The organism is Pseudomonas sp. SORGH_AS_0199 (assembly GCF_031453735.1).
Taxonomy (GTDB): domain Bacteria; phylum Pseudomonadota; class Gammaproteobacteria; order Pseudomonadales; family Pseudomonadaceae; genus Chryseomonas; species Chryseomonas aestiva.
Window position 1 is genome coordinate 2,986,173 of the sequence record NZ_JAVJAE010000001.1, and the last position, 26,188, is coordinate 3,012,360.

The 26,188-nt window shown below is 64.5% G+C and carries 28 protein-coding genes and 2 pseudogenes; 12 read left to right on the forward strand and 18 right to left on the reverse strand.

What is annotated here, in order from left to right:
* Nucleotides 1–343 precede the first annotated feature (343 nt).
* From dnaQ to QE444_RS14030, 3 genes are read right to left on the reverse strand one after another with little or no spacing between them, the layout of a single operon-like run.
* Nucleotides 344–1,078 carry a DNA polymerase III subunit epsilon gene (gene dnaQ / locus QE444_RS14020; RefSeq protein ID WP_309739231.1) on the reverse strand — a complete coding sequence of 245 codons (735 nt, stop codon included), beginning with the start codon at nt 1,076–1,078 and terminating at the stop codon, nt 344–346.
* Between the two features lie 18 nt (nt 1,079–1,096).
* A complete protein-coding gene (rnhA, locus tag QE444_RS14025; RefSeq protein ID WP_133861675.1) occupies nt 1,097–1,561 on the reverse strand; it encodes a ribonuclease HI in 465 nt (154 codons plus the stop codon).
* Nucleotides 1,554–2,330, reverse strand: a complete 777-nt coding sequence (locus tag QE444_RS14030; protein WP_133861674.1) for a methyltransferase domain-containing protein — start codon at nt 2,328–2,330, stop codon at nt 1,554–1,556. Before QE444_RS14030 ends, rnhA begins: the two co-directional genes overlap by 8 nt.
* 83 nt (nt 2,331–2,413) lie before the next feature.
* Between QE444_RS14030 and gloB the strand changes: the two genes are divergently transcribed.
* The 3 genes from gloB to fabI all read left to right on the forward strand — a co-directional run bounded on the left by gloB (nt 2,414) and on the right by fabI (nt 5,968).
* Complete coding sequence (gene gloB, locus QE444_RS14035; protein WP_187979295.1) at nt 2,414–3,193, forward strand: hydroxyacylglutathione hydrolase; 780 nt, start codon at nt 2,414–2,416, stop codon at nt 3,191–3,193.
* Nucleotides 3,194–3,338: 145 nt separating this feature from the next.
* Nucleotides 3,339–4,973: a lytic transglycosylase domain-containing protein gene (locus QE444_RS14040; protein ID WP_187979296.1), complete on the forward strand. Its 1,635-nt coding sequence runs from the start codon at nt 3,339–3,341 to the stop codon at nt 4,971–4,973.
* A gap of 194 nt (nt 4,974–5,167) precedes the next feature.
* A complete protein-coding gene (gene fabI, locus QE444_RS14045; protein ID WP_042134086.1) occupies nt 5,168–5,968 on the forward strand; it encodes an enoyl-ACP reductase FabI in 801 nt (266 codons plus the stop codon).
* A 56-nt stretch (nt 5,969–6,024) separates the two neighbouring features.
* On the opposite strand, the gene QE444_RS14050 is transcribed toward fabI, so the two are convergent.
* The 15 genes and pseudogenes from QE444_RS14050 to QE444_RS14110 form a co-directional block, all read right to left on the reverse strand.
* Entirely contained in the window at nt 6,025–6,888 is an 864-nt protein-coding gene (locus QE444_RS14050; protein WP_133861671.1) for a formate/nitrite transporter family protein, read from the reverse strand.
* Nucleotides 6,888–7,133 (reverse strand): hypothetical protein, encoded by a 246-nt coding sequence (locus QE444_RS14055; RefSeq protein ID WP_133861670.1) that lies wholly within the window; start codon nt 7,131–7,133, stop codon nt 6,888–6,890. The genes QE444_RS14050 and QE444_RS14055 overlap by 1 nt, the downstream gene beginning before the upstream one ends.
* Nucleotides 7,134–7,227: 94 nt before the next feature.
* A complete protein-coding gene (locus QE444_RS14060) occupies nt 7,228–7,611 on the reverse strand; it encodes a response regulator (RefSeq protein ID WP_085982650.1) in 384 nt (127 codons plus the stop codon).
* 109 nt (nt 7,612–7,720) lie between these two features.
* Nucleotides 7,721–7,933 (reverse strand): hypothetical protein, encoded by a 213-nt coding sequence (locus QE444_RS14065; RefSeq protein WP_187979297.1) that lies wholly within the window; start codon nt 7,931–7,933, stop codon nt 7,721–7,723.
* 265 nt (nt 7,934–8,198) lie between these two features.
* Nucleotides 8,199–9,083 (reverse strand): methyl-accepting chemotaxis protein, encoded by an 885-nt coding sequence (locus QE444_RS23630; protein ID WP_405046473.1) that lies wholly within the window; start codon nt 9,081–9,083, stop codon nt 8,199–8,201.
* A gap of 21 nt (nt 9,084–9,104) precedes the next feature.
* Nucleotides 9,105–9,212 (reverse strand): annotated as a pseudogene (locus QE444_RS23635) (hypothetical protein); the annotation flags it as partial.
* Entirely contained in the window at nt 9,166–9,825 is a 660-nt protein-coding gene (locus QE444_RS23640; RefSeq protein WP_405046426.1) for an MCP four helix bundle domain-containing protein, read from the reverse strand. The pseudogene QE444_RS23635 and the gene QE444_RS23640, both read right to left, overlap by 47 nt.
* Nucleotides 9,826–9,952: 127 nt before the next feature.
* Nucleotides 9,953–11,161 carry an OprD family porin gene (locus QE444_RS14075; RefSeq protein ID WP_273861534.1) on the reverse strand — a complete coding sequence of 403 codons (1,209 nt, stop codon included), beginning with the start codon at nt 11,159–11,161 and terminating at the stop codon, nt 9,953–9,955.
* 1,119 nt (nt 11,162–12,280) lie between these two features.
* Nucleotides 12,281–13,756 carry an ATP-binding cassette domain-containing protein gene (locus QE444_RS14080; protein WP_309739238.1) on the reverse strand — a complete coding sequence of 492 codons (1,476 nt, stop codon included), beginning with the start codon at nt 13,754–13,756 and terminating at the stop codon, nt 12,281–12,283.
* Nucleotides 13,753–14,574, reverse strand: coding sequence for an ABC transporter permease (locus QE444_RS14085; RefSeq protein ID WP_280307403.1), 822 nt, complete (start codon nt 14,572–14,574; stop codon nt 13,753–13,755). The genes QE444_RS14080 and QE444_RS14085 overlap by 4 nt, the downstream gene beginning before the upstream one ends.
* Entirely contained in the window at nt 14,571–15,506 is a 936-nt protein-coding gene (locus QE444_RS14090; RefSeq protein ID WP_133861665.1) for an ABC transporter permease, read from the reverse strand. Before QE444_RS14090 ends, QE444_RS14085 begins: the two co-directional genes overlap by 4 nt.
* Nucleotides 15,503–17,044, reverse strand: coding sequence for an ABC transporter substrate-binding protein (locus QE444_RS14095; protein ID WP_280307404.1), 1,542 nt, complete (start codon nt 17,042–17,044; stop codon nt 15,503–15,505). The genes QE444_RS14090 and QE444_RS14095 overlap by 4 nt, the downstream gene beginning before the upstream one ends.
* 309 nt (nt 17,045–17,353) lie before the next feature.
* Nucleotides 17,354–17,944 carry an EF-hand domain-containing protein gene (locus tag QE444_RS14100; protein WP_285386732.1) on the reverse strand — a complete coding sequence of 197 codons (591 nt, stop codon included), beginning with the start codon at nt 17,942–17,944 and terminating at the stop codon, nt 17,354–17,356.
* A 101-nt stretch (nt 17,945–18,045) separates the two neighbouring features.
* Entirely contained in the window at nt 18,046–19,104 is a 1,059-nt protein-coding gene (locus QE444_RS14105) for an ATP-binding protein (protein ID WP_285386733.1), read from the reverse strand.
* Between the two features lie 2 nt (nt 19,105–19,106).
* A complete protein-coding gene (locus QE444_RS14110; RefSeq protein WP_273861528.1) occupies nt 19,107–19,847 on the reverse strand; it encodes a response regulator in 741 nt (246 codons plus the stop codon).
* Between the two features lie 351 nt (nt 19,848–20,198).
* On the opposite strand from QE444_RS14110, the gene QE444_RS14115 reads away from it, so the two are divergent.
* From QE444_RS14115 to arsH, 9 genes and pseudogenes are all read left to right on the forward strand, one after another.
* Nucleotides 20,199–20,774, forward strand: a complete 576-nt coding sequence (locus tag QE444_RS14115; protein WP_273861527.1) for a sigma-70 family RNA polymerase sigma factor — start codon at nt 20,199–20,201, stop codon at nt 20,772–20,774.
* Entirely contained in the window at nt 20,771–21,478 is a 708-nt protein-coding gene (locus QE444_RS14120; protein ID WP_273861526.1) for an anti-sigma factor domain-containing protein, read from the forward strand. The genes QE444_RS14115 and QE444_RS14120 overlap by 4 nt, the downstream gene beginning before the upstream one ends.
* Before the next feature lie 74 nt (nt 21,479–21,552).
* The gene (locus QE444_RS14125; RefSeq protein WP_273861525.1) at nt 21,553–22,116 is read left to right on the forward strand and encodes a fasciclin domain-containing protein; all 564 of its coding nucleotides are present in this window, start codon (nt 21,553–21,555) and stop codon (nt 22,114–22,116) included.
* A 236-nt stretch (nt 22,117–22,352) separates the two neighbouring features.
* Complete coding sequence (gene lspA / locus QE444_RS14130) at nt 22,353–22,853, forward strand: signal peptidase II (protein ID WP_263259211.1); 501 nt, start codon at nt 22,353–22,355, stop codon at nt 22,851–22,853.
* Nucleotides 22,847–23,168 (forward strand): annotated as a pseudogene (locus QE444_RS14135) (phage late control D family protein); the annotation flags it as partial. The gene lspA and the pseudogene QE444_RS14135, both read left to right, overlap by 7 nt.
* 68 nt (nt 23,169–23,236) lie before the next feature.
* Nucleotides 23,237–23,611, forward strand: coding sequence for a metalloregulator ArsR/SmtB family transcription factor (locus QE444_RS14140; RefSeq protein WP_309739246.1), 375 nt, complete (start codon nt 23,237–23,239; stop codon nt 23,609–23,611).
* Nucleotides 23,605–24,894, forward strand: coding sequence for an arsenic transporter (locus QE444_RS14145; RefSeq protein ID WP_187979308.1), 1,290 nt, complete (start codon nt 23,605–23,607; stop codon nt 24,892–24,894). The genes QE444_RS14140 and QE444_RS14145 overlap by 7 nt, the downstream gene beginning before the upstream one ends.
* 8 nt (nt 24,895–24,902) lie before the next feature.
* Nucleotides 24,903–25,376: an arsenate reductase ArsC gene (locus QE444_RS14150; protein ID WP_187979309.1), complete on the forward strand. Its 474-nt coding sequence runs from the start codon at nt 24,903–24,905 to the stop codon at nt 25,374–25,376.
* A complete protein-coding gene (gene arsH, locus QE444_RS14155) occupies nt 25,373–26,095 on the forward strand; it encodes an arsenical resistance protein ArsH (RefSeq protein ID WP_187979310.1) in 723 nt (240 codons plus the stop codon). Before QE444_RS14150 ends, arsH begins: the two co-directional genes overlap by 4 nt.
* Nucleotides 26,096–26,188: the final 93 nt, after the last annotated feature.

A 26,188-nucleotide genomic window follows, 5' to 3' on the forward strand; every position in this document is an offset into this window, starting at 1 on the left:
TTCCAACTGGAGCCTAGGTACCTGCGTCTTCCTGACCGGGTCACACTAATCATTCCAGGCGGACGGGTATGGGACTACTCGCCACGCCAAAGAACCTTGCTCTGGAACGCTAGACCTGTAAATCCACAACAGCGAAGCGATAATTCCGAATCGTCATATGATTTTGAGGAACAAATAAAGTTCCGCGCAATTCGAAATTCGAGGCTTCATGCGGGCTCAAATGACCAGCCTGCAGCATCTTAGTTGAACAATAGCTGAAAATTGTGAGGTCTTTCAGCTTATTCAGACGAACGCGAACGCCCGTTCCCGGACCGAGCGGGCGTCTGGCGAGCGTTGAAAGGCGCTATTCGGCGTCGGCGCCGGCCAGCCAAAGGGGGGGCCGGCCGCAGCTCTTTTCGATGGCCGCCATGCGCGCCGCATGGGCATCGAGATCGGTGCTGGTCGCGCTGATCACCCGGGTCCGCGGGCGATCGGCCGGCAACCGCCTGATCGGCATGACGTAATTGCCGTCACCATTGCCTTCCTGGCCGTGGGCGGCCAGCGACAGGCTGGTCTGGCCACCGGTCATGGCCAGGTAGACGTCCGCGAGGATCTCGGCGTCCAGCAGGGCGCCATGCAGCTCGCGGTTGGAGTTGTCTACGCCATAGCGCTTGCAGAGGGCATCCAGGCTGTTGCGCTGGCCGGGATGCCGGCCGCGGGCCATGACCAGGGTGTCGAGCACCGAGCAGTGCTGGGAGATGTCGGCGCGCTCGGGATGGACACCCAGCCGGGCGAACTCCATGTTGATGAAGCCCACGTCGAAGGGCGCGTTGTGGATGACCAGCTCGGCACCTTCGATGAACTCGAAGAAGCTGTCGGCGATCTCGGCGAAGCGCGGCTTGTCGGCGACGTAATCATCGGTGATGCCGTGGACCGCGATGGCGCCCTCGTCGATCTGCCGATCCGGGTTGAGGTAGACATGGAAATGCCGCCCGGTCAGGCGCCGGCCGACGACCTCGACCCCGCCGATCTCGATGACCCTATGGCCATCGGTCACCGGCATGCCGGTGGTTTCGGTATCCAGAACTACGTATCTCATCGCTAACCTCTTGCCTGGTTACGCCTTGGCGGCCTGCTTGGCCTGCCGGACGTCGTCGACACCGCGGTTGGCCAACTGGTCGGCTCGCTCGTTCTCGGGGTGGCCGGTGTGGCCGCGCACCCAGCGCCACTCGACCTGGTGGCGCTGAACCTGTTCGTCCAGGGCCTGCCACAACTCGGCGTTCTTCACCGGCTGGCGCGCGGCGGTCTGCCAGCCCCGCTTCTTCCAGTTCACCAGCCACTGGGTGATGCCCTTCATCACGTACTCGGAGTCGGTGGTCAGGCGGATCTGGCAGGGGCGCTTGAGCGCCGCCAGGGCCTGGATGGCCGCCATCAACTCCATGCGATTGTTGGTGGTGTTGGCTTCGCCGCCCCAGAGCTCTCGCTCCGCACCCTTGAACTTCAGCAAGGCGCCCCAGCCACCGGGGCCGGGATTGCCCTTGCAGGCGCCGTCGGTAAAGACCTCGACGATGTCGTCACTCATTGGATTCACTCGATTCGCGGCGGCTGATCTTGGCCACCGGCATGGGCACCAGCTTGCCGCGCGGTTCCTTGCGCGCCTGGGGCACGGGGCGCAGGCCGAACATCAGCTTGCGCGCCGACAGCAGATAGAAGCCCGCGCCCGCTGCCTGCTCGCAGTTGGGTTCGGCTTCACCCTGCTCCATCCAGGCCAGCCGCTGCTGCCACTTGGGGGATGAAAGCGGCGGACGATAACACCCGAAGCGCCGTTTCTCCAGCGCGAAGCCCAGCACCGACAGCCAGTCGCCGACCCGGCTGGGGCCGAAACAACGGGCCTTGCGCAGGGCATCCCGAGCCAGGTAATGGCGCACGCCCCAGAGACTCCAGGGATTGATGCCCACCACCACCAGGTGCCCGCCCGGGCGCACGCTCAGTGCCGCTTCACGCAACAGCCGATGCGGCGCCAGGGAGAAATCCAGACCGTGCTGCAACAGGACCACGTCGGCCGCGTGCTCGCCCAGGGGCCAGGCACCCTCTTCGCAGACAATGTCCACATCACCCAGCGGCGGCCCTATGCGCACCGCATGGCGGAGCTGACCGCAATTGGCCGGCGCCTCGGGGTGCGGACCGTAATGGATCAGGTAACTGCCGAAGTGACGCTTGAGCTCTTCGTCGATCAGCACGCGCTCCTGCTCCAGCAGCAGTTGGCCCAGTGGACCGGCCAGCCAATCCCGCGCCGAGCTCATCAGCCTCAGCCAGCGCGGATCGACCTGGGCGGAGAATTCATCGTGCATCGTCTGGTCCTCTCATATTGAAGCCTTAGCCCTACCACCCACTGCTACCCTAGGGGCCTGCAGTCCGACCAGAGAGCTCGTCCATGTTCGACATTCTTCCGCTGCCCGCTTTCAACGATAACTACATCTGGCTGATCAAGGACGCCGCGACAAGACAGGCGGTTGTGGTCGATCCGGGCGATGCCGCCCCCGTCCTGGCCTGGCTCGATGCCAATCCGGACTGGCGCCTGACCGATATCCTGATCACCCACCACCATAACGACCACACCGGTGGCATCACTGCGCTCAAGCAGCGCAGCGGCGCCCGGGTCAGTGCGCCGGCTGACGAACGCATCGCCGCGGTCGACCTCCCGCTGGCGGACGGCCAGCGCCTGGAGGTGCTGGGCGTTCCCTTCGAGGTCCTGCGGGTGCCCGGCCATACCGCCGGCCACATCGCCTTCCATGTCGCGGGTGAGCGACCCCTGCTGTTCAGCGGCGATACCCTCTTCTCGGCCGGCTGCGGCCGGCTCTTCGAAGGTACGCCCAGCCAGATGCTGACCTCCCTGCAACGCCTGGCCAGCCTGCCGGACGCCACCGAAATCTACTGCGGCCACGAATACACCCTCAGCAACCTGCGCTTCGCCCAGGCGGTAGAACCGGAAAACCCCGCGGTGCAGCAGGCCCTGGCCGAGACGCAGCAGCTGCGGGAGACCCAGCGTCCCACCCTGCCCTCCACCCTGGGCCGCGAACGCCGCATCAATCCCTTCCTGCGTACCGCCGAAAGCAGCGTACGTCTGCGTCTGCAAGAGGAGCGCGGGGTGGCGGCAGATGCGCCGGAGGATACCTATTTCGCGGCCTTGAGAGGCTGGAAGGACACGTTCTGACACCTATTGCCCAGACCCCGTCAGCACGCTGTAAGCCAGGGTTTGCGGTCGTCGTACAGGTCACAGGCCAAGGGGTTGTTCCTTGACCCCCCGGGATGCGGTTCCTAGAATCGCCCATCCTCCAGCTCCCGGAAAGCCCAGACCGATGCCGCCAGCGACGCCGAAAACCCGCGAACCAGACGTGCTGGCCACCTCCTTCAAAGTCTCGGCGCTCTGCCTCGCCGTCTTCCTCGCCGGCTGCCAGAGCAACCAGCAGCCAGACAATCGTGCCTATCAGGCCGATCTGCACATGACGCAAAGCAAGATGCAGCGTCCGCCGGAATGGCTGCGCAAGGCACCGACCGCGGCGGCCACCAGCGGCGACATCTGGGACCGGGTGCGGGACGGCTATCAGCTCCAGGGGGCCGGTGACAACGGCACCAACCCGCGCATCGATCGTCAGCGCCTCTGGTACGCCAGCCACGAAGCCGCCCTCGCGCAGTCCTGCAGCCGCGGCGCGCCCTATCTGCATTACATCGTCGAGCGCCTCGAAGAACGCAACATGCCGCTGGAACTGGCCCTGCTGCCGGTGGTGGAAAGCTCTTTCAATCCCAACGCCCTCTCGCGCAGCGCCGCCTCCGGTCTGTGGCAGTTCATCCCGACCACCGGCAAGTATTTCAATCTGCGCCAGACCCGCTTCTATGACGGTCGCCGCGACATCACCGCCTCGACCAACGCCGCCCTGGACTACCTGAGCAAGCTGCACGACATGTTCGGTGGCGACTGGCTGCTGGCCCTGGCTGCCTACAATGCCGGCGAAGGCACGGTCAGCCGCGCCATCGAGCGCAACCAGTCGCTCGGCCTGCCCACCGATTACTGGAACCTGTCGTCGCTGCCGCCGGAAACCCAGGACTACGTCCCCAAGCTGCTCGCCGTCTCCCAGATCGTACGCAATCCGGACGCCTACGGCCTGGCCCTGGAATCCATCCCGGACGAACCCTATTTCGAAGTCGTGGACATCAAGCAGCACCTGGATCTGGCCCGGGTGGCGGAACTTGCGGATCTGGATGCCAACGAACTCTATCGCCTAAATCCCGCCTATACCCAGCGTGTGACCATGGACGGCCCCAAGCATCTGCTGGTGCCGGCGGAAAAGGCCAAGCGCCTGGTCGCGACCCTGCCCAACATCGCCTCTGATGCCGTGGTGCAGTGGCAGGAATACCAGGTGCGCCGCGGCGATACCATGCGCAGCGTGGCCAAGCGTAATCGTGTGAGCGTCGAGCAACTTGCCGCGCTCAACAAGCTCAGCAGCAGCAGCCGCCTGTCCGCTGGCCGGGAATTGATGATCCCGCGGCGCGAGACCGGCAAGACCACGACGCCCCTGGAAACCATCGCCGTGGCCGAAGAACCCGTGGTGCGCACCTACCGGGTGCGCACCGGCGACAGCCTCTGGTCCATCGCCCGGGCCAACGAGGTGGAACTGGGTGACCTCAAGCGCTGGAACGATCTCGGCAAGCGTGGCCTCAAGGTCGGCGAAACGCTGAAGCTGCATGGCACGGGCAGCAGCACCGCCACGGCCGTGGCGATGCCGGCCTCCTATACCGTCAAGACCACCAAGCCGGCGGTAAAGACGGCCAAAACGACCAAGGCCGCCCCCACCTACTATCGGGTCAAGGCCGGTGATTCCCTCTATCAGATCGCCAAGCGTTACAACATCGGCGTGCAGGCGCTGCAGGACTGGAATCCGCGCAGCGCTTCCGCCCTGACCCCTGGTCAGACCCTGACGCTGTTCCTCAACTGAGGCGCGACCGCGCACCGCAGCGGTCAACCAGCGCTTTTGTCCCGGGTATCGACCTGCTACCTTACCGCCCCACCCGTGCCTGACCCCTAGCGGAGCCAGGCCAAGATCTCGCTCTGACCTGCGCAGAGCCCTGCCCAACCCGGACCTCAGCCCCTGGCTGCTGCCTGGGATTCAACACAGAAGAGGAAAAAACCATGGGATTTCTCGCCGGTAAGCGCGTTCTCATCGTCGGCGTCGCCAGCAAGCTGTCCATCGCCTCCGGCATCGCCGCGGCCATGCACCGCGAAGGCGCCGAGCTGGCCTTCACCTACCAGAACGAGAAGCTCAAGGGTCGCGTCGAAGAATTCGCCGCCGGCTGGGGTTCCAATCCCGAGCTGTGCTTCCCCTGCGACGTTGCCGACGACGCCCAGATCGAAGCCGTGTTCGCCGCGCTGGCGAAGAAGTGGGATGGCCTGGATTGCATCGTCCACTCGGTCGGCTTCGCCCCCGGCGACCAGCTGGACGGCGACTTCACCGCCGTGACCACCCGTGACGGCTTCAAGATCGCCCACGACATCAGCGCCTACAGCTTCGTCGCCCTGGCCAAGGCCGGTCGCGAGATGATGCGCGGCCGCAACGGCAGCCTGCTGACCCTGTCCTACCTGGGCGCCGAGCGCACCATGCCGAACTACAACGTCATGGGCATGGCCAAGGCCAGCCTCGAAGCCGGCGTCCGTTACCTGGCCGGCAGCCTCGGCCCGGAAGGCACCCGCGTCAACGCCGTGTCCGCCGGTCCCATCCGCACCCTGGCCGCATCGGGCATCAAGAGCTTCCGCAAGATGCTGGCCGCCAACGAGCGTCAGACGCCCCTGCGTCGCAACGTGACCATCGACGAAGTCGGCAACGCCGGTGCCTTCCTCTGCTCCGACCTGGCATCGGGCATCAGCGGCGAGATCCTCTATGTCGACGGCGGCTTCAACACTACCGCCATGGGTCAGCTCAACGACGACGAGTGATCGAAGCAGCTACCTGATCACCGCGAAGGGCCGGCAATTTGCCGGCCCTTCCGCTTTCAGGTGTCGCTGCGCACCTGGGCATGGCTGATCAGCGCGAAGATCAGACTGCCCCCGACGATGTTGCCGGCCAGGGTCGGCCCGGCGAAGGTCAGCCAGAAATCGCCCCAGCTCGCCTCTCCGGCGAACACCAGGTAAGCCACCTCCAGACTGCCGACCACGATGTGAGTGAAGTCCCCCAGGGCCATCAGGTAGGTGATGAGCACGATGATCCAGATCCTGGCGTGCTCTGCAGCGGGCAGCATCCAGACCATGGTGGCGATCATCCAGCCGGATACGATGCCCTTGGCGAACATCGCCGAGGCATCGTTCTCCATCACCTTGGTACCGATTTTCAGAAAAGCGGCGTCGGCCTTGGCATCGAACAGCGGCAGATTGAGGATCACGTAGGCGACTAGGATGGTCCCGATGAGATTGCCCACCAGTACCACACCCCACAGCCGCCCCAGGCGACCGAAATTGTGCAGCGTGGGTTCGCTCATCACCGGCAGTACCGCCGTCAGGGTGTTTTCGGTAAACAGCTGCTGACGCGCCAGGATCACCGCCAGAAAGCCAGCCGAATAACCGAAGCTGGCGATGGCCTTGCTGTAGCCACCCTCGGGCAGATTGGCATTGAGTAGCCCCATCGCCATCAACGACAGACCCATGGTCAGGCCGGCGGCCAGCGCCGACCAGAACAGCGCCGCGATCGTTCGTTCGAGTTCGTGATCACCCTGGGTACGGATGATCTCGTGCAGCACCACGGCGCGTGGCAGCTGGTTCTCGTCGACGTCCTCTTCTTCCTCGCGACTCAGTTCAGGGTCGTCCGGACCGGATTCATGCCGCTGTCGGGGTTCTTCGCCCTGTTCCTGGTCTCTCTTCATCAGACGGCCCGCTCGTCCCAGAGGAGTTCATCGTCGTCGCCGATCTCGGTCACGCGATTGAGCGCGGCATCGGCGGCCTCCTCCGCCTCGGAGGCCAGATCGAAATGACGCTCGGTGGCGACCTTGTGAAAGGTCGGATGGGCATCCTCGCGCCGCGCCTTGACGGCGATGACCGCTTCGAAACCCTGTTCAGCCGGAACGGCGGAGGAAATCGCTTCGTGATGATTGAAATGCTTGATAGCCATGGGCGCCGTTATCTCCAACCTGAGGCGACCGGATTGGTCGCACCTGACAGATAGACTGTGCCGGCGGAAAAACGATCTGTGGCGAGGGAGCGGATCAGGCGCCGAGCAGCTTCTGCACCTGCAGGTGGAGACGCTCGAGGGAGAATGGCTTGGTCAGCAAGGGGACCTTGCCCAGCAATGGCGAGCCGGTATCGATGATTTCGGCTGGGTAGCCGCTGATGAAGAGCACCTTGAGATCGGGGCGCAACTTGAGCGCGGGCTCGGCGATCATCACGCCAGAGACGTCGTCGGGAAGGCGGAAGTCGGTGATCAGCAGATCCAGGCGTGGCCGACCGGCCAGGATGCGAAAGGCTTCGAGTGACGAGGGCGCCTGCAGGACGGTGTAACCCAGTTCGGAAAGATAATCCGCCAGAATCATCAAAATCTGCGGCTCATCTTCGACGACCAGGACAACCTTGCTCTGTTCCGCACTCACCATCTGACCCCTGTACCCACACGCTCGGCCCCCTTGGACACAAGAGGCCTGCAAAGTTCCATTCTAGACGCAGATTTAGGGGGCGCCAGACGTGCCGGCGACCCCCTGGACATTACTGCTGTTGCTTCTGGCCTTGCTCGTTGAGCGTGGTCTTGCCGGCGCCGGTCGCGGCGCCTGCACCTTCACCGGTCTTCTGACCAGCCGGGGTGCCCATACCAGCGCTGTTGGCCTTTGGCGGATTGCCTGCACTTTCGGTGGCGAAAGCAGCGCCACTGGCAGCGATCAGACCAGCAAACATCAAGGCAGAGATTTTCTTCGCGTTCATGGTAGGACTCCGGGTTGATTGGACACTGTTTAGGCAGGCCAAGCGCCGATTCGTTCTCTACCCGATGCCAGAGGCGATGTAACGGAATACTAAAGACTGTCGGGCGGGCATTCCAGCGGCGAGCAGGCGTGCCAGCGCAGCGCAGTCGCACGGGCGAATGCCCCAGAGCCCTTGTTAGTCTTTCTATTGCCGCGACGAACCTGGAGCCAGTCGCAAAGGACGCCTTCCCGCCGCCGCGTGGCGAGAAGGCCTCAAGGCCCTCCTCCTAGACGGCGAATTCGCGAACCACGCGATTCAATCCGCTGGCCAGCCTGGAGACCTCGGCGCTGGCGCTGGCGGTCTGGGTGGCGCCGGTCGCGCTCTGGGTGGCCAGGTCACGGATACTGGTGATGTTGCGATCGATCTCCCGCGCCACCTGCGCCTGCTCTTCAGCGGCGGTGGCGATGACCGCATTGCGATCGTTGATCTGGGAGATGGATTCGGCGATCTGCTCCAGGGACACATTGGCCAGCTGGGCGACCGAGGTGGATTCACCGGCCAGCTGCTGACTCTCGGCCATGGCCCTGACGGCCTGGGATGAATCATTCTGGATGGCGCCGATCATCTGCTCGATCTCGCGAGTCGACTGCTGGGTACGATGGGCCAGTGCCCGTACCTCGTCGGCGACCACGGCGAAGCCCCGGCCCTGCTCACCCGCCCGGGCCGCCTCGATGGCAGCGTTCAGCGCCAGCAGGTTGGTCTGTTCGGCGATGGCGCGAATGACCTCGACCACGGCGTTGATGTCCTGGGCGCGGGACGATAGGGCCTGGATCTGCTCGCTGGTGCTGGCCACGTTCTGCGCCAGCGCCTCGATCGACTGCACTGTGCGGGTGACCTTGTCCAGGCCGTCGCTGGTCAGGTTCTGGGTATGCAGCGAGGTGCTGGCCGCATCGGCGGCGTTGCGCGCGACCTCCTCCACCGCCGAACTCATCTCGGTGACGGCACTGGCAGCCTGGTTGACCTCGTCGTTCTGCCGCACATAGCCGCGGCTGGCTTCGTCGATCACCGCGGTCATCTCTTCCGCGGCGGAGGCCAGCTGGGTCGAGCTGTCGCCGAGATGGGAAACGGTGCCGCGCAGATTGCCCTGCATCTGGGCCAGGGCCTGCAGCATGCCGGCCGCTTCGTCGCGACCGACCACGGTGATCCGTTCGGTAAGGTCCTTGCGGGCGATCCGCTGGGCAATGCGCAAGGCCTCACCCACCGGCAGGGTGATGCTGCGGATCAACAGAGCCGCAAGCACGACGGTGGCCGCTATGGTCAGGCCGATCAGCCCATAGACCCAGAACAGGCCGTTGGCATAGGTGGCGCCCGCCGCCTGCCCCGCAGCCTGGGCACCGCGCTCGTTGAAGGCGCTCAGTTCGGCAATGGTCTTTTTCCAGCGCGTTGGTGAGCGGACGGATCGAGGTGTTGATCAGGACGATGGCGCCTTCGTTGTCACCCGCGCGCAGCTTGGGCTCGAAGGCATCCAGCAGGGTCCGGTAGCTCTCGGCGCCCTTGACCACGGCGCCGTACAACTGGCGGTCTTCAGCGTTGGCCAGGGTCTTTTCGTAGTCCTTGACCGCCGTGAAGAAGGCATCGCGATAACCGGGAAAGGCCGCGACCGTCTGGGCGCGCAGCTGCGGATCCGGTGTGGTGGTGGCCCTGAGACTTTCCAGGCGCAGCCGCAGCAATCCGCCACTCATCTTCGCCGCCAGCTGGTTGCCCGGCAGCCAGTTGGTCTCCACTTCCTGCTCCGCCTCGAAGAGCTTGCCCATCTGCACCACGGCGACGCCACCGAGGGCGAAGACGATCAGGACGATGACGGAAAAGAACAGCACGGCGCGGGGCGCGACGTTGAGGCTGCGAAGACTCATGAGGGTTATCCCTAATAAAATGACTATTAGGGCTATCGGCGCAGCGGGGCCCGCTTAAGCCAGCGACGACGGACGGCCGCGAACCGCTTGCCAGCGGTCGCGGCGTCCATTGGGGATTACGCGAGCGTCAGAGCAATTGCAGCGGATAGTCGAGGATGACCCGCAGCTGATTGACCGAACCGCCGGTGGACGGCGAGCCGTGGTGCCAGGCCTGGCGGACCCGGATCGACAGTCCTTTGGCCGCTCCCGCTTGCAGGACGTAGCGACCCTCCAGGTCGACTTCCCGCTCGTGATCGTCTGCGCCGTAGAGCCCACGATAGGCGCTGTTGACCGGCAGCTCGCGACCATCGATACCGGAGCCCTCGAGGTAGCGGGTCATCAGGCTGAGGCCGGGCACGCCGAGCGTCTTGAAGCTGAGATCGTAGCGCGCTTGCCAGGAGCGTTCGCCAGGGGCATTGAAGTCGGAGAGCATCACGGCGTTGCCCAGGAGGATACCGCCGCCGAGGCGATCGTTGTCGCCCAAGGCCACGTAGTCGAACGGCGTATCCCCATCGATCTGCTGCCAGCCCAGCGTGAAGGTGTGAGGTCCCTGGCTGAAGGCAGCGGCCAGGCTATAGGACGTATTGTCGATCGGGCCAGCCTTGGCCGCTCCGGTATCCCGTGTGTGATAGAGATTGGCATCGAAGGTGAGTGCCTGGGTGCTGGACAGCGCCCTTACCAGATTCAGGTTGCCGTAGTACTGGTTCCAGATGTCATCCAGCTGCGCCGCATAGAGCGACAGGCTGACCCCCTTGACCGGGCTGTACTTGCCACCGGCGAAATCGATGTGATCGGCGCGCTGCCGCGCGTATCCGGCCCAGAGATCGCCATCGCGGTTAGTGCTGACCTGATCGGTGGAAGAGGTGAAATGCCCTGCTTCCAGCAACAGATCCGCCATGTCGCTACTGAGCACGCTCCACCCCGTGGCGGTCTGCGGCAGCAGGCGACTGGTGCTGATGGCGAAGACCGGCGCCGTGGGCGCCTGTTGACCATAGCGCACCACGGTATTGCCCAGCCGCAGCTTCAGCGCAGCACCGGCACGGGAATATTCATCAGCCGGCTCATTCCCGGCATGAACGGGCAAGTTACCGGTGCCACGGCGTCCGGGGCCGCCATCGAGCTTGAGGCCCAGATAGCCGAAGGCATCGACCCCAATACCCACGGGACCCGGTGTGAACCCTGACTGATAGTCCAGCAGGAAACCCTGGGTCCAGTCTTCCTGATTCGCCCGTCCGTTGGCGCGGTCACTGTTGAAGTAGAAGTTGCGTACCGTCAGCACCAGTTTGCTGTCGTCCACCAAGCCCTCCGCGAAGGCTGCATTGCAGCCAAGCAGCAGCGTACAGCCGCCCACCACCCCAAACGTCCAGCGGCCGAGGAGTCGGCTGAAACTGGTCAAATGGGTATTGGATATCGCTCCTTTCTGATTACGCGTGCTTTGCATAACTTCCCCTATTCATTGTCGGCGACTACTAGTGGTTGAAGACGCGCAGCCAGACGCGCACCGGACAGCAGAGCCGCACCGGCGTGGCTTGAAATGCGCGTTGAAGAGAGCCCGCACTCCCCAGTACGGGCTCTGAAATCAGGTCATAGTGCTGGCGAATCGACTACCAGAAAGAAAACAAAGCGGACATAGGAGTTACTCGATCTCTTAATTTTCGAAAACAACGGACTTGCAAGCCTGCCTGTTCAATCTTTCGATATAACTCACTGCCACGCCGAAACTAGCCAGATAAAACCGCTGAAAATCTCGCACACAGTCAAAGAAGTAGAAATCAGTTGTCACATGAACTTCGCGGGCAGCTTCTACTTACGTGCAGACACTGCCGCGCAATCGACTAGTGCAGTCGATTGGCAGCAAGGGCACGTCGACACGGGATGCGTAATGCTGCTTTTTCCTATCGCCAGGCGTCAAGGTTTACGGCGTCTTTTCACCTAAAATTCAAATTTGGATATTTAAGTTATTAAGGTTTTTTACCGCAGCTCACCTCCTATATCTCCAATAGAAATCGAGCACCTACTATAAAAAGACGGACATATTATAAGAATGTTCTAGCGCGATTCACGAAGCCCACGCCTTGTCCCTCATCTAACAGATACAGACGGAAAAACATCGATCCCATCGCTCAGTGCGCCAGCTCAGGAAGTTTCGACTCAGGAGCTGTGCAAGTTTGCTTGGCCAACCCAGGATCTCTTTCTAACCAGTCCAAAAATCACTACCAAGAATTCTTGGTAAAGTAATACCAAGTTGAAACCTGCCGCTTTCGGAGCAGGGCCTGGATACCCGACGCTTTTTTCAGCGCGCAGCGAACCTCACTGGACGTTTGTTGCGCCCAGCACGTGACCGCTGCCATCGCATGTCAGACGAGTCGCTTAGCTGGAAGGGTGCTGCCGGTACTGAGGGATACCGGCGAAAATCCTAGTCGTGGGCGGCGAAAGCCACCTCCGGCGCCTCAGGCCGGGAGTTCAACTCCGCCTGACTGCGCATCGGCGCCGCCGGATCTGTCAGGTGGATGCGCCGATCGGCGACGGCGCCCACCAGGTCCTCGTCGTGGCTGACCAGGAGGATGGCGGTTCCGGATTCCTCGGCGGTCTCGACCAGCAGCTCGATCATCTCCTTCTGGGTAATGAGGTCCAGCCGCGAGCTGGGCTCGTCAGCGAAGATCAGCGCCGGGTCGAGCAGCAGCACGCGCAGCAGGGAAAAGCGCTGCAACTCACCTCCGGAGATGTTGCCGGGCAGTCGATCCAGCAGGCGCTCGTCGAGGCGCAGGCGCTGCATCAGCCGCCCAATCCGCGCTGTATCCAGCCGATGCAGCCGCACCAGATCCGCCAGCAGTTGGCGAATGGTCACCGAGGGCGCGAAGGCAGCCACCGGATCCTGGTGCAGCTTCTGGAAGGCGAAGCGACCGAGACCCGGCTGGCGGCGGATCGCACCCGCGCTGTGCGCGGCCAGGCCAAGCAGGATGTCGCCGAGGGTCGACTTGCCGCAGCCAGACGGTCCCGTCACGCCGAGAATCTCCCCAGGCCGGACGCCAAAGGACAATCCCTCGAACAGCTGCTTGCCACCGCGCTGGGCGGCAAGGTCCTCCACCGTCACCACGGCTTCGTCGGTAATGGCTCGCGAGGTACGCTTCGGCCACTGGGCGGGATCGGCGGCCAGCAGTTCACGGGTATAGGCATGCTGCGGCTGGCGCAGCACCTGCTCGGCCGTACCGGATTCGATGACCCGTCCCTTGAGCATGATCATCACCTCGCCGCCCAGGCGGCGCGCGACTTCCAGGTCGTGGGTGATGATGAGCAGGCTGCCTCCCTCGGCCAGCATGGCCTTGAGCAGGTCGATGACCTCGTCGATGCGGTCGCGATCCAGCCCTTTGGTCGGCTCGTCGGCGATCAGCACTGGCGAGCCACCGGCATGGGTGGCGGCAAAGGCCAGGCGCTGGGCCATGCCCCCGGACAGCTGGAAGGGATACTTGCGCTCGGCGCCGGCCAGGCCCAGCCGCGCCAGATCCGCGCTGGCCCGGTCGCGGGCTTCGGCACGGGCGAGGCCGACGACCTGGGTGTAGGTCTCGGCGACCTGGGAGCGTGCCTGCATGGTCGGGTCCAGGCTCAGCCAGGGTTCCTGGGGCAGCACCGCCAGCCCCCTGCCCCAGTGCTTACGGCGACCGGCCTCGCGGCCTTCTTCGCTGAAGCCGTCCGCCAGGCCTATCTGCCCGTGGGCCTGCAGCCCCGCCGGCAGGTTGCCGACGACGCCCTGGGCGAACAGGCTCTTGCCCGAGCCGGTCTCGCCGATAATCGACAACACCTGCCCCGGCGCCAGGCGGATTGACAGCGGTTCCACCAATCGGGCCTCGGCGGTGCGGATCTCCAGCGCCGTGGTCGTGAGCAAGGCGGTCATGGCTTGCGCCCTCCGGTGATGAGCAGCAGCGACAGCACGGTTAGAAAGATCGCCAGGATAGGCAGGCCCATGACCAGGGGTGCCTCGGCGTAATAGGGCAGCAACTCGGTGATCATCAGGCCCAGCTCGGCCGTGGGCGGGCGCACGCCGATGCTGACGAAACCCAGGGCGGCGATGGCCATGATGGTCGAGGCGGCGCCAAAGGCGGCGATGGTCAGGAGCAGCGGCGCCATCTGCGGCCAGAGATGGCGGCGGATGATGTAGACGGGGCCGAAGCCCAGCAGCCCGCTGGCGGCCACCGCCGGCGAGGCCAGCACGGTGCGCGCCAGCGCCCGGGTCATGCGGAAATACTCCACCCAGAGCACCAGGGCCACGGCGCTGTAGAGGGCGACGAAGGAGCCGGGAAACACCGCGACGATCAGCAGCACCAGCAGCAACCCCGGCAAGGCCAGGAACAGCTCGGCCAGGCCGCCCAGCAGCTTGTCGACCAGTCCGCCTTTCCAGGCGGCCAGGATGCCCAGCAGCACGCCGGGAATGGCAGCGGTGCAGACGCTGATGAAGGCCAGCCCCAGCGAGAAGCGGATGGCCACCGACAGCCGCGCCAGCATGTCGCGGCCCAGGTGATCGGTACCCAGCGGATAGGCGCTGCTGGGCCCCGCGAGAATCGCCTCATAGTCCTGATGGGCGATATCGCCCGGGCAGAGCAGCGGGGTGAGTACGGCGAAGGCGATCAGTGTCGCCAGCAGGCCCAGGCCGAGCCCGCGCGCGGAAGATTTGCCCGGAGGCGCCGCCGCAGCGAGGGTAGCGTCGAGATTCATGCGTTTCTCCCGCGCGGATCGATCAGGTGGTTGGCGAGATCGACCAGGGTATTGAGGATGACGAACAGCAGCCCCATCGCCAGGGCGGTGCCCTGCACCATGGGCACGTCGCGCTGGACGATGGCGTGGACCAGACCGTGACCGATGCCCGGCCAGGCGAACAGCGTCTCCACCACCACCACGCCCTCGATGAGATACACCAGCTGCACGCCCAGGTAGGTCACCACCGGCACGCCGATGTTGCGCAGGCCATGGCGCAGGAAGACGCTGGCGCCTTTCAGGCCCTTGAGGCGGCCGAAGCGGTAGTAGGCGGACGCGGCGACCTCCACCGTGGCGTCCCGGGCGACCCGCGACGACACCGCGGCGAGCCCCAGGGCCAGGGTCAGCGTGGGCAATACGCTGTGCCAGAAGGTACCGTGACCGGCCGCCGGGAACAGCTGCCAGGAGATGGCGAACAGCAGCACGAAGATCACGCCCAGGACGAATTGCGGCAGCGCGCGGATCGCGGTGGTCAGCACCAGCAGGCCGCGGTCCAGCAGACTCCCCGGACGCAGACCGGCCACCACGCCCAGCGGCGGGCCCAGGAGCAGCGACAGGCAGACGGCACCGATGGCCAGGCGGATGGAGCTGCCCAATTCGTGGGCGACGACGTCCATCACCGGCTTGCCGGAGACCAGCGAATGGCCGAGATCCAGGGTCAGCAGATCGCCGATCCAGGCGAGGAAGCGCCACAGCAGGGGCTGATCCAGATTCAGCTCGGCCCGCACCGCCGCAGCTGCGGCGGTATCCACCAGATCATAGCCGTAACGCCCGGCCGCGATGCGGTAGGCGGCGTCTCCCGGCAGCAGATTCATGAACAGGAAGGTGAGACCGCCGACCAGCAGGGCGACCAGCCCCGCCTGCAGCAGGCGAAAGGCAAGCAAGCGGGTCATGGGGTCCACCGCAGCTTGCTCAGGCCGAAGGTGCGCTCGAAGGGATCGATGGCGGCGCCTTCGACGGCATTGGACACGGCCATCGTCTGGCGATACCAGGCCACCGGAATCACCGGCAGGTCCTTTTGCACCTGGGCCATGGCGGCATGGCGCTGGCGCTGTTGCTCGGCCGGATCGTCGCTGGCCAGCAGCGCGGCCAGAGCCTGGTCGAAGACCGGGTTCTTCCAGCCCAACGGACCCCATTCCGCACCGCCGTGGCCGAAATCATTGAGCAGAGTAACCAGGGGATCCGGGACCAGGGCGAAGTTGCGGCCATAGAGCGCCAGTTGCAGCGAGCCATCGTTGTGCGCGGCCGGGATGGCGCTGGAGTTCTGCACCGCGACCTCCACGTCCACGCCCACTTCGCGCAACTGCGCCTGCAGCGCGGTGGCGATCAGCGGCAGCTCGGGTCTGTCGGAATAGGTCAGCAGCTTGAGCCTGAGCGGCGTGCCGTCCTTTTGCAGGATGCCATCGGATCCCGGTGTCCAGCCCTGCCCGGCCAGCAGCTTGCGCGATGCCGCCGGATCGTAGGCGAGCGGCGCCAGCTCGGGGTCGTGCCAGGCGGGCACATTCCTGGCAAACAGCTGAGTCGCCCCGGTACCCGGCGCGCGTAACACGGCGGCGGCGACGCCTTCGCGCTGGATGGCCAGGCTGAGTGCCTGCCGTACTTCCACCGGCGCGGTGGCGCCGGCACCGGAGTTGGGGGTCAGCAGCACCACTCGCGGGACTGGCTCGATCAGCACCTTGAGACTGCTGGAGCGCTTGAGGCGGGCAATGCTGGGCGGGTCGAGCTGGAACACCAGCTCAGCATCGCCGCTCTCGGCCATCAGGGTGCGGGTCTCACCGCGGCCCGCGGCCAGGTAGGAGGTCCTGGCGATCTCCGGCTGGGCGCCCCAGTAGCCCGCGAAGCGCTTGGCAGCCAGGCGTTGCGGGGGTTCTAGCAGGGTCAGCTGGTACGGCCCCGTGCCGATGATCTGCTGTACCTTGCCTTCGCCGTCGTAGGCGGCCGGCGCCAGGATATTGGTGGAGGAATGCGCCAGCAGCGCCAGCAAGGGCTTGAAGGGTTTCGTCAGGCGGATCACCACCTCGTTGCCCTCGGCAGTGACCGATTCCATGCCCGCCTGCTTGAGCACCCCGGGCTTGCCCCGTGCCGCATTGAGGGCAGCGGCCGCGGCTTCTGCCGTGAGGACGCTGCCGTCATGGAATTTCACCCCCTGGCGAATGGTGAGCCGCCAGGTAAGGCCATCCGCCGATTCGGTCCAGCGCACTGCCAGGCCAGGGAGCGGCTGGCCCTGGGCATCGGCTTCGAGCAGCGTCTCGGTGATCTGCATGCGCTGGAAGACGAAGCCGGAAATCGACGGATCCAGCCCACCGATCTCGAAGGGGCCGACCACGTCGAAGACGCGTTCCTCGGCGCTGGAAAGCGGCGGCACGAAGGCGACCAGGGTCGCCAACGCCGAAGCGGTCAGCGCCGACCGGAGGGTGCGAGATACAGGCATAACAGTCCTTAGCAGAGCGAAAGCGCCGATACCCGCAGCTGACAGCCGAGCATCGGCCAAACCAATGAAGGCGCACGTTATATCATAACGTTTTCGCAACAAGCCAAGCCCTACCGGCGATAGCAACATCTTGAAACAGCTGGAGAATTTTTCGCGGAGCGGCGGCAGGCGATGAGGTCCAGTCCGATTAGCCGTAAGCCAAGGTACTCGCCCCTGAAGGGAGCTGGTGGCAAGAAGGGAATCGAGTGCAAGGTGATTGCGCAGACCGGACGGCCGCTGGCCGCCCTGCCCTGTGTTGCCGATCTCCGCTCAGGCGGCCACGTTCAAGGTGCTGCCCATGGCGGTGCTGCTGCCGTTGCTGCCAATGCTCTGGTACTGCCGCAATACCGCCTGGACCAGTTGCGTGTAGGGGCTCGACGACGTCTGAGCGCTGGAATCGGCCTCGCTGTCCCCTTGCCCGCTCGCCTCCTGCGGCGGTGGCGGCGGCATGCGCGGACGCGCCGAACCACCTGGTCCGGCGACGCTGGAATCGCCGGAATCCTCGGTGCCCCCTTGCCCCTGGGGACCACCGGGAGGCGGTGCGAAGACCGAAGCGAATTCGCTTTCGCCGACGCTGCCATCACCATCCTGGTCGAGCATGCCGAGCAGCTTGTCGACGTCGATAGCCCCGCTCTGGTCGGTATCCGTCTGGGTATCGCTCGCCGCGCTGGCGGCGGTGGCGAGTTCGCTCTTACTGATGGAACCGTCGCCATCGGCGTCGAGCTTGCCGAACAGCTTCTGCAACGGATTGCCGTCTTCGCTGCCGCTGACGCTATTACCGGACGCTGTCGTGCCTGTGCCTTTGATCGCGCTGGCACTGCTGTAGTAGCTGGAGTAGCCACTGCCTATTCCGCTGATCATGGATGTCTCTCCCGGGAAATGCGGACATCAGTGTTCCGCACCGCCCAGTATCCGCCGGGTAGATGTCAGCCATTTGGTCACTTTGTATGCCCGGCGATACATCAGGGGCGTGGCAGCACCACCTGGCAGGTCAGGCCGCCGCCGGGCGTTTCCCCGAGGGTCAGCTCGCCGCCCATGTGCGCCGCCGCTTCCCGCGCGATGGCCAGCCCCAGCCCGGTCCCACCCGAGGATCGATTGCGCGAGCCCTCCAGGCGATAGAAGGGTTCGAACACCGCTTCCCGATACTGGGCTGGTATCCCCGGCCCGCGGTCGAGGATGGAGATCAGCAGCCGCTCCGGTTGCTCGCTCAGGCGGATCTCCGCCTGGCCGGCGTAGCGCAGGGCATTCTGCAGCAGATTGCCCAGGCAGGAGCGCAACGCCATGGGCGCCACCTTCAACGGCTGGCAGCTGCCCTCGACAGCGACCTGGGCGCCCTCCTCCGCCGCATCTTCGGCCATGGCCTCGACCAGCGCCTGCACGTCGCAGAGGATGGGACGCTCCTGGCGGTGCTGTTCGCGGAGATACCTCAGGGTGCCGTCGAGCAACTCGATCATGTCATCCACGTCCTGGCTGACCCGGGCATGCAGGCGCGGATCGTCGATGTCCTCGATGCGCAGCTTCACCCGCGCCAGGGGCGTGCGCAGGTCATGGGAGATGGCCGTGAGCATGCGCCCGCGCTGCTGGAGCTGTTCGAGCAGATGCTGGTGCATGCGGTTGAGCGCCCGCGCGGCTTCCCGGGTCTCCCAGGGGCCGGTGACCGGAATGGGCGAACCGTCGAGGTTATGGCTGAGGTGTTCGGCGGTCTCGGTCAGCTGGCGTAGCGGCCGCGTCAGCAATCGCGCACCGAGCCAGGCGGCGATCACCAGCGAGCCCAGCTGGAAGATCAGCGGGCCGCCGAGAAACCACTCGATGCGCCGCCAGACGCCGGGCTCCCGGTGCGGGAAAGGCCCGGGCGGCGGTGGCCGATCGAAGGCGGCTTCACCCTCCATGGGTGGCGGCGGTGGCGCCGGTCGCTCGCCGAGTCCATGCCGAAACCAGAAAAAGGCCAGCAGATGGCCCAGCAGGATGGCCAGTAGAAAGACCGCGAACAGGCGGGCGAACAGCGTATCCAGGCGGCGCACGGCTAGTGCCCTATCTGCCTGGCATCGAACAGATAGCCCTCGCCGCGCACCGTCTTGATCAACTGCGGCGCGCGGGGATCGTCGCCCAGCTTGCTGCGCAAGCGCGACACCTGCAGATCGATGCTGCGATCGAAGGCCTCGATCGCCCGGCCGCGGGTGGCGTCGAGCAACTGCTCGCGGCTCAGGACCTGGCGCGGCTGCTCGATGAAGACCCACAGCAGCCGCACCTCGGCATTGGACAGGGGTACCATCACCCCGGCCGGCGAGTGCAGCTGATGCAGGATGCCATCGAGCTTCCAGCCATCGAAGCTGACACTGGTCCGCGGCGCCTTGCGCTGGGGCACGCGGCCATCCTGGGTCCGGCGCAGCACCGACTGGATCCGCGCGACCAGTTCCCGGGGCTCGAAGGGCTTGGCCATATAGTCGTCGGCGCCCAGCTCCAGGCCGATGATGCGATCCGCCGGCTCGCACTGGGCGGTCAGCATCAGGATGGGAATGCCGCTGTCGCGCCGCAGTGAACGACAGAGGGAAAGCCCGTCCTCCCCCGGCAGCATCAGATCCAGCACCACCAGATCGAAGGCCTCCTCCGCCAGCGCCCGGCGCATCTCCAGGCCGTCACCCACCCCCCGGGCATTGATGCTGAAACGCGCCAGATAGCCACAGATCAACTCGCGGATCGACGGATCGTCATCCACTAGCAGGATGCGCGAGGTCCAGCGCGGGGATTCGGATGACAGCGACATCGGGGCTACCTGAACAGTCGGACGATCTGGACGTGCATGCTAGCCGCTCAGCCCGCGAGGCAGCTACGGCCTGGCATGTAGCCTTGTGTAAAGGTGGTCAAGGAGCGGATACGGAGAGGGAGCCGGCAGGCCCGCGCGCCCTAAGCCACCCGAGCAAGCATTAGCGCACGAGGGTAATCGCGATTGCGAAGCCGCCCGTTCGATGGTAAATCGGACAGATCGCCCCTCGCTGCTGCGGTCGTCCGAGGCGGTGAAGCCATCAAGCACCGCAATCCCGGGCCTCTTGCTGCTCGGTCCCGATAGGGCTGACGCCCAGCTACCTTTGTTGCGCCTCCTTTCGGAACGCCATCCTTGACGAGCAGATCAGCCGTATCGGCCAGCCCTGAAACGAACCCGGAGCCCGTTGCGCTCAATGTCCTGCTGCAGGCCTGCGGCCAGGGCAATCGCCTGGCCTTCGAAACGCTCTACCGCGTGACCGCGAGCAAACTGTTCGGCGTGTGCCTGCAGTACGTGGGGGATCGCGCGGAGGCGGAAGAGGTCCTGCAGGAGGCCTATACCGCCATCTGGCTCAAGGCCGGCACCTTCGACGCCACACGTTCCAGCGCCCTGACCTGGATGGCGACCCTGGCGCGCCACAAGGGCATCGATCGACGCCGCGCCCAGCATCGACACGAGCCGCTCGACAGCCTGGCCGAGTGGCCGGCAACCCAGTCCGTCGCCGAAGACTTCGAAGCCCATCGCCAGCGTCGCCAGATCGAGCTCTGCCTGAAAACCCTGGGCAAGGACCAGCAGACCTATATCCGGGTCGCCTTCTTCGAGGGCTATTCCTATGCCGAACTGGCCGCCCGCCACAGTATCGCGCTCGGCACGATGAAAAGCTGGATCCGGCGTGGCCTCCTGCAACTGCGCGCGTGCCTGGGCCTATGAACGACAAGGAGATCCCCCCTTCCGACCGACAGGCGCTGCTCATCGCGGAATACGCCCTGGGCGTACTGTCCGCCGAAGAACGCCTGGAGGTGGAAGAACTCGTGCGGCGGGAGCCTGCTTACCAGGCGCAACTGGCGGCCTGGCAGCGGCATTTCGCCGAGTGGCTCGATGAGTTTCCGGTCGTCGAACCGCCGGCTCACGTCTGGCACGGTATCCAGAAACGGCTGTTCCCGACAGAGGAACCGGCACCCGAGCCGATCCGCCGCTGGAACAATCCGCGCCTGTGGCGCTGGACGACCGGGCTGACGCTGGTCGCTGCCCTCGTGCTGGCGCTGCTCGTGTTGCTGCGCCCGGTCCAGGTCGCGACACCTGCCCTGCTCGCCCGCCTGGAACAGAGCAATGGCAGCCTGGCATTCAGCGTCACCCTGCAGGGGAACGGCCGGCAGCTGCTGTTCGTGCCCACCGGCAAGCCGGATTGGCCAGACAGGAGCGCCGAGGCCTGGATCATCACGACGGATGGCAGACCCCATTCCCTGGGCCTGCTCGACGACGCTACGGCCGTGACCCTGGCCGTTCCCGCGGGACTCGCTTCGGCACTGACGCCAGGGGCGGTACTGGCGGTCTCCCTCGAGCCGCGGACCGGCTCGCCGACAGGCGCGCCGACGGGGCCGGTCATCGCCCAGGGAAAAATAATCGCGCTTTGATGCATCCGTTTGCCGGGCCGCTCCGTACATTCATCACCCTCATCCGGAGGGCCGAAGAACTCAGGAGACGCACCATGCACACCTTGCTCAAGCGCATCGCCATCGTAGCCAGTCTCGCGATCCTAGGTGCCACCGCCCCGCTCAGCTTCGCCGCCGATACCGTCATGGTCGGCGGCGCGCCCATGTACCCGTCCAAGACCATCGTCGAGAACGCCGTCAACTCCAAGGACCACACCACGCTGGTGGCGGCCGTCAAGGCGGCGGGTCTGGTCGACACCCTCAATGGCAGCGGCCCCTTCACCGTCTTCGCGCCGACCAACGAAGCCTTCGCCAAGCTGCCGGCCGGCACCGTCGATACCCTGGTCAAGCCCGAGCACAAGGCCGACCTGACCAGGATCCTGACCTACCACGTGGTGCCCGGTACCCACACCGCCAAACAACTGATGGCCGAGGCGAAGATGCATGGCGGCATGACCAAGCTGAAAACCGTCCAGGGCGAAGACCTCACCGTGAAGCTGCATGACGGCAAACTCTGGCTGGTCGACGCCAAGGGCGGCAAGGCCGCCGTCACCATCGCCGACGTGATGCAGTCCAACGGCGTGATCCACGTGGTCGATACCGTACTGATGCCGAAGTAACGGGCAGGCGGCGGGCGGACACCTGTGAGGGGTGTCCGCTTTTACTGGGTAGCGATCCGTGGGGCGGTTGCCTCTTCCGTGGCGAGCCATACCAGACCGCATTCTGACTGGTCAGCTGCGCGAGACGCGCCCGGATCCTGCGCCCTTGGAGTCTCGGCGAAATTCCCATCTGCGAAGCTAAAAGGCAGCTTTGATGCGATCATGCCGCCAGCTAACGTAGATAGATGGAGATTTGGATGAAGCGGAGCACTTGGACCCTTTGGGCCATCGCAGGGGCGGGACTGGCTTTTGTAGCGATAGACCAACTGATTAAGCTCGCTGCGTTGGCTCAGCTTGCCGCAATTTCCTATCGGCTTGGCACCTCCAGCCTATGGATGGATGTGGTCCTGAGTCTGAATCCTGGCGCCTTCCTCAGCATCGGTCAGGATCTGCCATCGACAGTGAAATCAGTGATTTTCCTTTGCGCGCTGGCAGCTGTCGCAGGCGTCAGCTACTGGGCGCTCTCGCGTTGGCAGCAGTCCCCAGGTCGCTCGGCGGCTCTGTACCTGATCGCTCTTGGAGGCGGTTCGAATCTCATCGATCGATTCTTTCGCGATGGCCACGTTGTCGACTACCTGGTCCTGAACCTGGGCTCACTCCACACAGGCGTCTTCAACCTCGCGGACGTAGCGATCATGGCAGGTGTGGCCTACCTGGCCCTGTCAGGATTTTCGAAAGAACAGAAGGCGCTAGCCTGATCTGCGAAGACGACGACCAGCACGGTAACTGCAGGGCTGCTCGCGAGAGCCACGACGCCATGCGGGCCTTCTGCCACGACATCTACAGCGCTAAAAAGCAGGAGGCCATTGCCGGCGGTGGCGACAACGTGAAGGACCTGCGCCACACCTTCGCCTACCAACTCGTCCCGGGCCGTCCTGAGCTCATGCCCGAACTCACCTACCCCCTGCAGGGCGTGAAGGCCGAGTATCTGGTACGGAGGAAGCGCGCAGCACAGCTTCATCGCAGACGGCGGCTACACCCTCCGCCTCGAGCTGGAAGCCAAGCTGCCGGAAGCTAGACCGCCAGCTGATACATATGTATTTTCGTATATACGGATTTTCATATATTCAAGGCTCCGGCTATGTCGCCCACCAGCTTCTTCAAATGTCTCGCTGACGATACGCGTGGGCGCATCATGCTCATGCTCTGCGCCGAGGCGGAACTGTGCGTTTGCGAACTCATCCACGCGCTCGACGACAGCCAGCCGAAAGTCTCACGCCACCTTGCGCAGCTACGCGCCTGCGGATTGCTTGAGGATCGGCGCCAAGGACAGTGGATCTACTACCGGCTGCACCCCCAATTGCCTGCCTGGGCCCGGGAGGTTCTGGAGCTGACGCTCGGGGCAAACCTGCCGTGGGTACAGCCTCAGATGGATCGCCTCGCCGCAATGGACAGCCGGCCTACCAGGCAGGCTGCTTGCTGCCCGCCAGGCGCGGTGGAGACCGCGTCATGCTGATTGCTGCATCGATCTTCCTTCTGACCCTGGTACTGGTGATCTGGCAACCAAGAGGGCTTGGCGTGGGCTGGAGCGCAGCGGGCGGTGCGGTACTGGCGCTACTGACGGGCACCGTCAGCCTGGCCGACGTCCCTGTTGTCTGGAACATCGTCTGGAATGCGACGGCTACCTTCATCGCCGTGATCATCATCAGCCTGGTACTGGATGAAGCGGGCTTTTTCGAGTGGACAGCGCTCCATGTCGCCCGCTGGGGACGCGGCAAATCAGGCAGGCTGTTCGCCTACATGATCCTGCTGGGCGCCGTCGTGTCCGCCCTGTTCGCCAACGACGGCGCAGCCCTCATCCTGACACCCATCGTGATCGCCATGCTGGTAGCGCTGCGCTTCAGTCCGGCCTCGACGCTTGCCTTCGTCATGGCTGCGGGCTTCATCGCCGATACGGCCAGCCTCCCACTGGTGGTGTCCAACCTGGTCAACATCGTTTCCGCTGACTTCTTTCAGATCGACTTCGGCGAATACGCCTCGATCATGTGGCCGGTCAATATCGTGAGCGTCGCCGCGACGCTATTGATGCTGTGGCTGTTCTACCGCAAGGACATCCCGGCGTCTTACGACCCGCACGCGCTCGAACAGCCGCAGAACGCCATTCGCGATCGCGCTACCTTCCAGGCGGGATGGTGGATCCTGGGTTTCCTCCTGGTCGGGCTATTCGCCCTGGAGCCGCTCGGGATTCCGATCAGTGCAGTAGCAGCGGTCTGTGCAGCTGTGCTGCTCATCATCGCCGGCAAGGGATCGGTCATCTCCACACGCCAGGTACTCGCCAAGGCCCCCTGGCAGGTCGTGCTCTTCTCGCTGGGCATGTACCTGGTGATCTACGGCCTGCGCAATGCGGGGCTCACCGAGGCCCTTTCCTCCCTGCTCAACACCTTCGCCAGTCATGGCCTGTGGTCGGCAACCCTGGGCACCGGCCTCACCGCTGCGCTGCTCTCCTCGATCATGAACAACATGCCCAGCGTCTTGATCGGCGCCCTGTCCATCCAGGGCGGTGAGGCCAGCGGGGTCGTCCAGCAGGCCATGATCTACGCCAACGTCATCGGGTGCGATCTGGGTCCGAAGATCACGCCGATCGGCAGCCTGGCCACCCTGCTCTGGCTCCACGTCCTGGCCCAGAAAGGCATCCGCATCACCTGGGGCTACTACTTCCGAGTGGGCTGCGTGCTCACCTTTCCCATCCTGATCGCCACCCTCGCCGCCCTGGCCGTGCGCCTCAGCATTCATCCGTAGGAGAAGCCATGAAAGTCCTCTTTATGTGCACGGCCAATAGCTGCCGCAGCGTTCTGTCTGAAGGTCTCTTCAACCACCTTGCACCTGCTGGCTGCTCTGCCGTGAGCTCAGGCAGCTTTCCCAGCGGACGGTTGAACCCTATCGCGGTCCAGACGCTGGAGGGCCTGGGCATCGATACTTCCGGCCTCTACAGCAAAGGGTCCGAGACCTTTGAAGGCAACCCGCCAGACATCATCATCACGGTCTGTGACAAGGCGGGAGGCGAGCCCTGTCCGGTCTTCTTTGGTCCCTCGATAAAAAGCCACTGGGGCTTGGCGGATCCTTCTGACGTTGTCGGCAATAATGACCAGGTCCAGGCCGCGTTCGATGCAACGGTGGCTCAGATCCGCAGAAGACTGGACGCCTTTTTCCGTCTAGACCCGAACGCATTGAGCCCAGCGCAACTGAAGCAGGCGCTCGATGAGATCGGAGAGATCCAATGAGCGCCACTCTCGAAACCAGCCCCAACCTGGACGAATCGCTATTCGACGTCCCTACCGTCGATAAGCTCTCCGAGCCGGAACAGCTTCAGCACAAGCCGCGCATCCTGCTGCTGTACGGATCGAATCGGGAGCGCTCCTTCAGCCGGCTGCTGGTTGAGGAAGCAGCCCGAATCCTGCAGCTCATGGGCGCCGAGACGGCAGTCTTCAATCCAACCGGCCTGCCGCTGCCTGACGACGCGCCGGTAGAGCATCCCAAGGTTCAGGAGCTTCGCGATCTGGTGCTCTGGTCCGAAGGGCAGGTGTGGTGCTCCCCCGAGCGCCATGGCTCGATGTCAGCGGTATTCAAGGCGCAGATCGACTGGATTCCGCTCACGCTGGGCGCGGTACGTCCTACCCAAGGCAAGACGCTCGCTGTCATGCAGGTCAGTGGCGGATCCCAGTCGTTCAACACGGTGAACCAGCTGCGGATCCTCGGCCGCTGGATGCGCATGGTGACCATCCCCAACCAGTCATCGGTCCCCAAGGCGTTCCTGGAATTCGACGAAGCGGGTCGCATGAAACCCTCGGCCTACTACGACCGGGTGGTGGACGTCATGGAGGAGCTGATGAAATTCACGCTTCTCACCAGAGGCCGGGACGCCTACCTGGTTGATCGCTACTCCGAGCGCAAGGAGAGCGCAGAAGCACTTTCAGCGCGGGTCAATCAGCGCTCGATCTGATCGACGGCCTTCCAACCTGTCCGCGGCAACTCCCCGACCGCGTCGTATACCCCCCGACAGCAGCTCCCGCCGCATCTACCACCGGATCGGCGG